Annotated in this window: 8 protein-coding genes; 4 read left to right on the top strand and 4 right to left on the bottom strand. The window is 72.8% G+C overall.

Annotated features, from left to right (window positions below; genetic code table 11):
* Nucleotides 1-19 precede the first annotated feature (19 nt).
* The gene (locus AB0L45_RS16810) at nucleotides 20-835 is read right to left on the bottom strand and encodes an alpha/beta hydrolase (protein ID WP_365840460.1); all 816 of its coding nucleotides are present in this window, start codon (nucleotides 833-835) and stop codon (nucleotides 20-22) included.
* 326 nt (nucleotides 836-1,161) lie between these two features.
* On the opposite strand from AB0L45_RS16810, the gene AB0L45_RS16815 reads away from it, so the two are divergent.
* The 4 genes from AB0L45_RS16815 to AB0L45_RS16830 all read left to right on the top strand — a co-directional run bounded on the left by AB0L45_RS16815 (nucleotide 1,162) and on the right by AB0L45_RS16830 (nucleotide 5,451).
* The gene (locus AB0L45_RS16815) at nucleotides 1,162-2,238 is read left to right on the top strand and encodes a glutamate--cysteine ligase (RefSeq protein WP_365840462.1); all 1,077 of its coding nucleotides are present in this window, start codon (nucleotides 1,162-1,164) and stop codon (nucleotides 2,236-2,238) included.
* Between the two features lie 204 nt (nucleotides 2,239-2,442).
* Entirely contained in the window at nucleotides 2,443-3,483 is a 1,041-nt protein-coding gene (locus tag AB0L45_RS16820) for a thiopeptide-type bacteriocin biosynthesis protein (RefSeq protein WP_365840464.1), read from the top strand.
* Complete coding sequence (locus tag AB0L45_RS16825) at nucleotides 3,480-4,688, top strand: thiopeptide maturation pyridine synthase (protein WP_365840466.1); 1,209 nt, start codon at nucleotides 3,480-3,482, stop codon at nucleotides 4,686-4,688. The genes AB0L45_RS16820 and AB0L45_RS16825 overlap by 4 nt, the downstream gene beginning before the upstream one ends.
* Nucleotides 4,689-4,992: 304 nt before the next feature.
* Nucleotides 4,993-5,451 carry a peptidoglycan-binding protein gene (locus AB0L45_RS16830; protein WP_365840468.1) on the top strand — a complete coding sequence of 153 codons (459 nt, stop codon included), beginning with the start codon at nucleotides 4,993-4,995 and terminating at the stop codon, nucleotides 5,449-5,451.
* 93 nt (nucleotides 5,452-5,544) lie between these two features.
* Here AB0L45_RS16830 and AB0L45_RS16835 read toward each other — a convergent pair whose 3' ends face one another.
* The 3 genes from AB0L45_RS16835 to AB0L45_RS16845 form a co-directional block, all read right to left on the bottom strand.
* On the bottom strand, nucleotides 5,545-6,504 hold the full coding sequence (locus AB0L45_RS16835) for a D-2-hydroxyacid dehydrogenase family protein (protein ID WP_365840470.1): 960 nt from the start codon (nucleotides 6,502-6,504) through the stop codon (nucleotides 5,545-5,547).
* Nucleotides 6,505-6,736: 232 nt separating this feature from the next.
* Nucleotides 6,737-8,206: a UbiD family decarboxylase gene (locus AB0L45_RS16840; protein WP_365840472.1), complete on the bottom strand. Its 1,470-nt coding sequence runs from the start codon at nucleotides 8,204-8,206 to the stop codon at nucleotides 6,737-6,739.
* A 74-nt stretch (nucleotides 8,207-8,280) separates the two neighbouring features.
* Nucleotides 8,281-8,949: a non-oxidative hydroxyarylic acid decarboxylases subunit B gene (locus AB0L45_RS16845; RefSeq protein WP_365840474.1), complete on the bottom strand. Its 669-nt coding sequence runs from the start codon at nucleotides 8,947-8,949 to the stop codon at nucleotides 8,281-8,283.
* Between the last annotated feature and the right edge of the window lie 29 nt (nucleotides 8,950-8,978).

An 8,978-nucleotide genomic window follows, 5' to 3' on the forward strand; every position in this document is an offset into this window, starting at 1 on the left:
CCGTACGCGCCGCGCCCCCTCAACGCCCCGTTTCCGTGAGGAAACCGATGATCGCGGAATTCACCGGGCCGGGTTTCTCCAGGTATCCGAAATGGCCGCACCCGGGAATCTCGGTGTACCGGCAGCCGGGAATGCACGCGGCCACTTCCTCGGCCAGGTACGGGCGGACGATCCGGTCGTCCGCGAATCCGATGACCAGGCACGGACAGGAAATGCTGCGGTACGCGGGCCGCCGGTCCTCGATCACCTGGAGTTCCAGTTGCCCGCGCATTCCGGGGACCGGGCTCGCCGCCGCCGTCATCTCGAACACGTCCAGCCAGCCGCGCAGCCGCTCCGGATCGCCGAGCGTTTCGCCCGACAGGTACTGCAGCGCCTGGACGTACGCCGCGTACCGGGGCGGGAGCGCGGCCCCGCTGTCGTACAGGTCGGTCTCGGCCGCCACCATCGCGCGGATCAGCGGGTCCGCGCGGCCGACGGCCGCCAGCAGCACGGCTCTGCGGACCAGTTCCGGCCTGGCCAGAAGCAGTTCCTGTACGACGACCGACCCCAGCGAGAAACCCACGACGTGGCAGGACCCCGGGCTCACGTGGGTGATGAGGGCGGCGAGGTCGGCCGCCATGTCGTCGAGGGTGAAGGGCCGGCCGGCACCGCCGTTCGGCGGGATGCCCCGGTGGTCGAAGGTGATCACCCGGTACCCGGCCGCGGTCAGCGCGGGCACCTGGTGCGCGCGCCACACCCGCCCCGGCGCCCCGGTGCCCGTGACCATCACGACCGGCTCCCCGGCACCGTACTCGTCGTACGCGAGACTGATTCCGTCGTTCCGCACCACCGGCATGGCCCGCCCCTCCGTCCGCCCGCGCCTGATGGCGCGTCCCTCCATCAGAGCAGGTCCGGCCCCGGGCGCGGAGGTGTCCGGCGGGTTCCGCTCCGGCACTGGGACGAAACGTCGTCCCACCTGGCAGGAACCCGCCCGCCGGGCGCCCGGCGGCGTACCCCTGCCGCCGTACGGCGCTGCCGCACCGCGCTGCCGCTCGGCCCCGCCCGCATCGCGCCACTCCGTGGCCGCCCGCCCCCTTGTGCCGTGCCCCGCCAGCGTTTCCCATGTCAGCAGACACGGAAAAGCCGTCCTGCTGACCGTCGCCGGTCGAGAGAGGCTGTCGTATGCGGAGTGTGGGAGTGGAAGAAGAGCTTCTCCTGGTGGACCCGCACTCAGGGAAGCCGCGAGCTGTCTCAGGGACCGTACTGGCCGCGACTCCGGACGACTCCACCCTGGACAAGGAACTGCACCGCGAACAGCTGGAGATCGCGACCCGCCCCAGGCTGCTGATGGCGGACCTGGCCGCCGAGGTCGCGCGCTGGCGCGGTGAAGCGGCGCGGCAGGCCCGCCGGGCCGGTACGGAACTGGTGGCGCTGGCCACCTCTCCCCTGCCCGTCGTCCCGTCCCTCAACTTCGACGAGCGTTACCAGCGGCTGGAGGAGGAGTTCGGCCGTACCGCGCAGGAACAGCTCGCGTGCGGCTGCCACATCCACGTGTCCGTCGAGTCGGACGAGGAGGGCGTGGCCGTACTGGACCGGATCCGCCCCTGGCTGCCGACGCTGCTGGCCCTGAGCGCCAACTCGCCCTTCTGGCAGGGCAAGGACACCCGGTACAGCAGCTACCGGAGCCGGGTGTGGGGCCGCTGGCCGTCCTCCGGTCCGGTGGAGCTGTTCGGCTGCGCGGCGAACTACCACCGGCGGGTGCAGGAGATGCTCGCGACGGAGACCCTGCTCGACGAGGGCATGATCTATTTCGACGCCCGGCTGTCCCGGCACTATCCCACGGTCGAGATCAGGGTGGCCGACGTCTGTCTGCAGTCCGACGACACGGTGCTGCTCGCCGCGCTGACCCGGGGGCTGGTGGAGACGGCCGCCCGCGCCTGGCGCGCGGGTGAGCCGCCGGACCCCGCCGGGATCGGCCTGTTACGGCTGGCGACCTGGCGGGCCGGCCGGTCCGGTCTGTCGGGCCGCCTCATCCACCCGCTCACCTGGACGCCCGCCCCTGCCGAGGCCGTCGTCCACGCCCTGCTCGACCACGTCGGCGAGGCCCTGGAGGACACCGGTGACCTCGGGCTCGCGAAGGAGCGCCTGGACACCCTGATGGGGCGCGGCAACGGGGCGCACATCCAGCGGGAGCGGCTGCGCCGGACGGGCAGCCTGCAGGCGGTCGTCGCGGAGTGTGTGCGGCGTACGACGCTGTGACGTGCGCCTGTGCTCCCGTGCCGGGCCCGGCCTGCGGTGCGGACTGCGGTGCCGGTGCCGTCCCGTTGCGGTGCCCTGCGGTGCGGTCTTCGGTCACCCCGTGGTCGTACCGTGAAGACCGCTGCCCGTCCCCCGCCCGAGAATCGGGGCGGCCGGTCCCTGCCGACGCGGGGACCGGCGACCATCGAGATCGACGGAGGCGAGATGCAGACCGGAAGCGACCGGCTGGACCCCGGTACCGCGGAGGGCTCCGACTGGGTGGGCGCCCACATCTTCTACGACACCGGCCAGGACGCGCTGCTGACCGACTGTGTCCGCCCGCTGGTCGCGCGGCTGACGGCCGACGGTCTCGTCCAGCGGTGGTTCTTCCTGCGGTACTGGGAAGGCGGCCCGCACGTCCGGCTGCGCCTGCTGCCCGCCCGTAGCGCCGACCGTGCCGGGATCGAGGAGGTGACCGGCCGCCACGTCCGCGCGTACCTGGAGGCCGTCCCGGCTGCCGACGTCGTGGACCGCGCGCGCTTCGCCGAGGTCTCGGAGGGGCTGGCCAGTCTGGAGGGCCGGTCCGGCCAGGAGGAGCAGGAGGAGGTACGGCCCAACAACACCCTGGACTTCCGGCCGTACGAGCGGGAGAACGCCGACTTCGGGTACGGCGCGGCCATGACCGCCGTGGAGCAGCACTTCCGCGAGTCCAGCGAGCTGGCGCTGTCCGCCGTCGGCACCGGCGCGACCGTCGAGCAGCGCGCGATGCTGGCGTTCGACCTGGTCGTGGGGGTGTTCGCGCTCTGCGACGAGGTACGGGGCCGGTGGTCCCGGCACGGCGGCCCGCCCCTGCCCTTCGGGAGCGGCCCCGAGGCGGCCGACGTCGAGCCGCGGTACCGCGCCCAGCGGGCGCAGCTCGAAGAACGGGCCCGGCGCGTCTGGCACCTGGCGACGGCCCCCGAGGACACGCTCACCGCCGCCGGCGCCGGCCACCGCGCGTACTGGACGGCGTCCCTGCGCCGGCTGCGGCACACGCTCCACGCGCTGGAGGACGCGGGCTCCTTCACCAACGAGTGGCCGGCCTCACCGCTCGCCGGTCCGCTCGAACTGGCCGACATCGCCCACCCGGCCACGAGCCTGGTGCTGCTGCGCTGCGGTCACCTGATCAACAACCGGATCGGGCTCACCCTGTGGCAGGAGAGCCAGGTGCGGTTCCTCGTCGGCCGGGTCCTCGCCGGACTGCCCGAGGCGTTGACCGTCTCGTGAGCGGGGCGCCCGCCGAGTGGCACAGCATCCATGTGCATCACCACGACGAGAGCACCGAGCCCGCGCTCGTACTGAACGCCGTCCGCCCGGCGTTCGAGGCCGTGCGGGCCTCGGTCAGCGGCGCCTGGTTCGGCCGGCACTGGCTGCGCGGCCCGCACCTGCGCCTGAACTTCCGCACGACGCCGCAGGAGTGGGCCGCCCACGTACGCCCGCGGGTCGTCGCCACGCTGGAGGCGTACGTACGCGAGCACCCCTCGACCGCCCGGCTGGACGAGGCCGCGCTCGCCCCCGTGCACGAGCGGCTGGCGGAACTGGAGATGGAGACCGGGCCGCGGCACCCCTGGGTGCCCGACAACACGGTGCTCGAACAGCCCTATGACCACCGGCTGCCGGTGCTGGGGTCGAGGTGCGGCAGTGCGGTGCTGGCCGGTTTCCTGAGCGACACCAACGACCTGGCGTTCGCGATGTACGAGCACCTTCAGGACGGTGGGGCGCTGCCCGTACTGGCACTGGACCTGATGTGGACCACGGCGTCGGTGGCGGCCGTCCCGTTCGACGCGGACAGCGCGCCGATCGCGCGCGGCTTCCTGTCCCTGCGGTCCCACGCCGACGCGTTCCTGTCGCGCACCCACGACCCGGCCGGTTACCGCGCCGCCTTCGACGAGCGCTTCCGGCGGCAGGCCGACGCGCTGACCACGCGCCTGCGTACGGTGGAGTCCGTCCTGGCCGCGGAACCCGGCGCCCCCGGCACCCCCGGCGCTCCGGACGCCACCGTGCCGTTCGTCCGCGAGTGGGCCGAGGCCGTCCGCCGGTACCAGCGCATCGCGTACCCGCTGCTGGAGTCCGGCGAGCTGACGCTCAGCGGCGCCGGCCGGGCCCCGAGGCTGCCGACCCGGCAGCTCAGCGACTTCCACCGGCTCCTCCAGACCGATCACGGTCACGCGGACTTCCTCCGCGACGACACCTGGTTCGCCTCCTTCCGGCTGGTGGTGAACTACCTCTACCTCCACCTCAACCGTCTCGGCCTCAAGCCCGCCGACCGCGGCCTGCTGTGCCACCTGGCGGCCGACACGGTCGAAGCGGTGCACGGCATCACCGCGGAGGACGCCTTCCGGCGCCATGTCGTCACCGCCCCCGCCGCGGACACCCCTGAGTGGTCCCGGCTGAGCAAGGGGTGGGCCGAGGGGGCGGGCGAGGCCAAATGACTGGCTTCGCTGGTGGTTTGTCCGGGTGGGCAGTACCGCGGGGGTTGTACATCTGCCGGCGTTACCGCGCTCGGTGGACGGCCGATGTCATCTCCTGGTCACGCCGATCTCAACTCGTGGGCTGACGAGGACCGCCGCTCCGGCGGATAGCTTCTTCCCCGTACCGCGCCGAGGCGAACGGGGAGCACCACCGCCAGAGCCGCCTTGGCGCCGTACGGCCATGAGGGGGTGCGCCGACGCGTCCGACGACGTACGCGCCGGCCGTGTCAGGCGGCGCCCCCATGACCCGAAGGGGGAGCAGACCATGCGACCGAACGCTGTGAAGAGGACTCTGGTCAGTGTCACCGCCGCCGTCGGCATCGCCGCCGGCGGCCTGGCGGGGGCGGGCACCGGCTTCGCCGCCACGCCGGCCGCGCAGCCGGCGGTGTCCGCGGTGTCGGCCGAGGCCGTCGCGCCGCTCGCGGTGAACAACATGGGTCTGAGCGCCGCGCAGGCCAAGAAGGTCCAGGGCTGGCTGAAGAAGCACTGGAAGTACACCGGCAAGATCGACGGGGCGCTGGGCACCGAGAGCTGGCAGGCGTTCCAGCGCTGCCTCAAGAAGCACTGGAAGTACCGCGGGAAGATCGACGGTAAGCCCGGCACCGAGACGGTCAAGGCGCTGCAGCGCCTGCTCAAGGACAGCTGGGGCTACACCGGCAAGATCGACGGAGACCCCGGCACGAAGACCAAGGCCGCCTTCAAGCGGTTCGCCAACGCCCTCTAGAGCCCCGGCTCCTGAGGTGAGCGGCACCTGAACACCGCCGAGCGGCGCGCCATCCGGGCGCGCCGCTCGATCGGTCGTGCCGTCCGCGGCCCGTCAGCCGAGGAGGCGTACCGGTGCGCCGGCCAGGTACGCCTGGATGTCCTCGACCGCCTGGCCGTAGTACGTGCGGTAGTTGTCCCAGGACACGTAGCCGAGGTGGGGCGTGGCCAGCAGCCGGGGTGCCGTGCGCATCGGGTGGCCGGCGGGCAGCGGCTCGATGTCGAAGACGTCGATGCCGGCACCGGCGAACCGGCCCTGGCGCAGCGCGTCGAGCAGGGCTTCCTGGTCGACGATGGCCGCCCGGGAGGTGTTCACCAGGTAGGCGGTGGGCTTGAGCAGGGCGAGTTCGGGCGCTCCGAGCAGGCCCCGGGTGCGGTCGCCCAGCGCCAGGTGGACCGAGACGAAGTCGCTGGTGGCGAGGAGTTCCTCCTTGCTCGCCGCGAGGCCGACGCCGACTTCTCCGGCCCGCTCCGCGGTGAGGTTCTGGCTCCAGGCCACCACCTCCATGCCGAAGGCCGTACCGATCCGGGCGACCCTGCTGCCGATCTTGCCGAGTCCGAGCAGGCCGAGACGCCGGCCGTGCAGGTCGGCGCCGACCGTCGACTGCCACGGGCCGCCCTCCCGCAACGCGCTGCTCTCGGCCACCACGCCGCGCGCGAGCCCCAGGAGCAGCGCCCAGGTCAGCTCGACGGGCGGGGCCGAGGCGCTCTGCGTACCGCACACGGTCACCCCGTGCTCCGCCGCCGCGGCGAAGTCGATCACGGAGTTGCGCATCCCGGAGGCGACGAGCAGCCGCAGCCGGGGCAGCCGGGCGAACAGCGAGGCCGGGAAGGGCACCCGTTCACGGAGGGTGACGACGATGTCGAAATCCGCCAGCCGCGCCGCGAGTTCGTCCTCGTCGGCGAAGTGCCGGGGGAAGGAGGTGACCTCGACGTGGTCCTGGAGGGGGGACCAGTCGGCGGCCGTGGTGGCAACGTCCTGGAAGTCGTCGAGCACGGCACAGCGCAGGTGCATGGCAGTCGTCTTTCGTCGGTCCGGTTCCTGGTGGTGCCCCGGGGAGCACACGGCAGAACGATCACCCTACGGCGGGCGGGGGCGCCGGGGAACGGCAGCCGGCGACTGCCGTAACGACCTCGGCTGTCCGGTGCGCGCTGTCGCGGGGGCCGCCCGGCCGGTCAGCCGGGCGGCCCGCCTCCCGCCACGGGGAACGGGAGCCTCAGGGTGGCCGGAGGGCCTGCCGGGGCGCTCAGAACGGCCGGGCGCCCGCCAGGAGTTCGAAGGTACGGCGTTGCACGTCGGCCGGGTAGTTGTCCGCGAAGGCCGTACTGCGCAGTTCGTCCTCTCGCACGCAGTCGAAGACGACGGTCGGCCCGGTGCCGGAGGCGCGTTCCTTCTCGTGGTAGCAGACCATCAGGTGCATGATCGCGGTGTCGGGCAGCACGTGGATGCCGTCCGTGGGGTGCGAGCGGGTCGCGAAGCCCCACAGCACGTCGCGCACGTCCGTCGGGTCGATGTCGCTGTCCAGGACCATGATGCGGGTGACCCACCAGCCGCCGTGCGGGAAGGCGTCCACCGCCTCGCCGACCGCCCGGCACAGCTCCTGCGACGAGGTGAACCCCGTACGCTCGCGCCAGTCCCGGTCGACGGTGACGGCCAGCACGTGCACGGCGGTCTCCGGGATCATCCAGGCGGCGGCCACCGGGATGCCGGCCTCGCGCAGGTAGTGGGTCCAGCGGGCCGAGTGGGTCAGGCCGATCAGGGTGTGGTCCTCGTCGACCGGCTTGCCCGCGCACACCACCGGCATCACGGGGTCGTCGCGGTGGGTGACCGCGGTGACGTGGTAGGCGGGCAGCGACCAGCTCCCTTCGGGGACGTAGCCCGCGAACTCGCCCATCGGGCCTTCCGGCAGCAGCTCGTCGTGGTCGATGTAGCCCTCGATGACGATCTCGGCGGTGGCGGGCACTTCGAGGTCGACGGTCTTGCACCGTACGACCTCGATCGGCTCGCCGAAGTAGGCGCCCAGGTAGGCCGCTTCGTCGACGTGCTCGGGCAGCGACATGGTCGACACCAGCGGGACGGCCGGCTCGGCGCCCAGGACGAGCGCGAAGGGGGTGCGTTCGCCACGCGCCCGCCACATGTCGTCGATGACGCCGATGTGCTGCGGCGAGCCGGTGAAGGCGACGATGCGGCGCGCGTCGTGCAGCATGGCGCGGGCGATGCCCCAGTTGGTCCACTTACGGTCCGGGCTGCGCAGTACGAACGTGCCGACGGTGTTGGCGTACCGGCCGCCGTCGCCCTGGTGGAGCAGCGGGAACGGCAGCCGCGTCAGGTCGATGTCGGAGCCGAGCAGGACATTCTGCTGGCACGGTCCGGAGTCCAGCGTGACGGGCGGTACGGGCGGCGCCGCCTGCGCGGCGACCAGGCCGTCCATCAGCTCCCGCGGCGGCGTCCGCGGGTCCAGCCCCAGCGCCAGCGCCAGCCGCGCGTAGGGCGCCTGCGGCCGGCTGCTCAGGGCGGCGGGCGCGGCGAGGACCCGGAACCCGGGCCGGCAGCCGCGGATACGGGTGAGGAGCTGGGCCGGGGCCCGGTGCTCGGTGGCGTACCGGGCGATCGCGCCGATCTCCAGTTCGGGGTCCACCTCGTCGTCGATCACACGCAGGTCGTCGAGTTCGGCCAGGGCGTCGAGGTAGTCGCGGAGGCTGGTGAGGTGCTTCATGGGCGGGTGCTCATCCTTTGTCGGTGGGGTGGGGAGCAGGCTGGGGGCCGGAGGGGGAAGGCCGGCGGGAACGGTCAGGGGAGGCCGGGGGCGGGCACCGGGGCCGCGTGGTGCTCCTCCGTGGCGCGGGCGTGCTGCCGGGCCGCGTGCATCCCGTTCCAGCGGTACGCCTTGGGCGTGTCGATGCCGAACTGGTCGAGCACGCGGGTGACGGTGTGCCCCACGATGTCGTCGACCGTGGCCGGGTGCTGGTAGAAGGCCGGCACCGGCGGCAGCATCACCGCGCCCATCCGGGCCAGCGTGAGCATGTTGTCCAGGTGGATCTCGCTCAGCGGCGCTTCCCTGGGCACCAGTACCAGCTTGCGGCGCTCCTTGAGGGTGACGTCGGCGGCCCGGGCGATCAGGCCGTCGGCGTAGCCCATCCGGATCGCGGCCAGCGTCTTCATGCTGCACGGGGCGATCACCATGCCGTCCACGCGGAACGAACCGGAGGAGATCGCCGCGCCCTGGTCCTCGGGGCTGTGGGTGACATCGGCGAGCGCGCTGACCTCGCGCACGCTCATCGAGGTCTCCCACTCGATGGTGCTGCGCGCCCATCGGCTGATCACCAGGTGGGTCTCCACGCCGCCGTGCGCGCGCAGCTGCTCCAGCAGCCGGACGCCGAGCACGGCGCCCGTCGCCCCCGTGATGCCGACCACCAGTCGTGCCGGGGCGGCGCTGCCGCCACCGATCATGTCCGCCATGTGCACCTCTCGTCCGTGTCCGGGTTCTG

This window comes from Streptomyces sp. NPDC052496 (assembly GCF_040679095.1).
Lineage (GTDB): Bacteria > Actinomycetota > Actinomycetes > Streptomycetales > Streptomycetaceae > Streptomyces.

Bases quoted from the DNA above. Each gene is read 5' to 3' on its own strand.
- AB0L45_RS16840 (WP_365840472.1), bottom strand. From the start codon at position 8,206: ATGAAGCACCTCACCAGCCTCCGCGACTACCTCGACGCCCTGGCCGAA.
- AB0L45_RS16830 (WP_365840468.1), top strand. From the start codon at position 4,993: ATGCGACCGAACGCTGTGAAGAGGACTCTGGTCAGTGTCACCGCCGCC.
- AB0L45_RS16815 (WP_365840462.1), top strand. From the start codon at position 1,162: ATGCGGAGTGTGGGAGTGGAAGAAGAGCTTCTCCTGGTGGACCCGCAC.
- AB0L45_RS16820 (WP_365840464.1), top strand. From the start codon at position 2,443: ATGCAGACCGGAAGCGACCGGCTGGACCCCGGTACCGCGGAGGGCTCC.
- AB0L45_RS16810 (WP_365840460.1), bottom strand. From the start codon at position 835: ATGCCGGTGGTGCGGAACGACGGAATCAGTCTCGCGTACGACGAGTAC.
- AB0L45_RS16845 (WP_365840474.1), bottom strand. From the start codon at position 8,949: ATGGCGGACATGATCGGTGGCGGCAGCGCCGCCCCGGCACGACTGGTG.
- AB0L45_RS16835 (WP_365840470.1), bottom strand. From the start codon at position 6,504: ATGCACCTGCGCTGTGCCGTGCTCGACGACTTCCAGGACGTTGCCACC.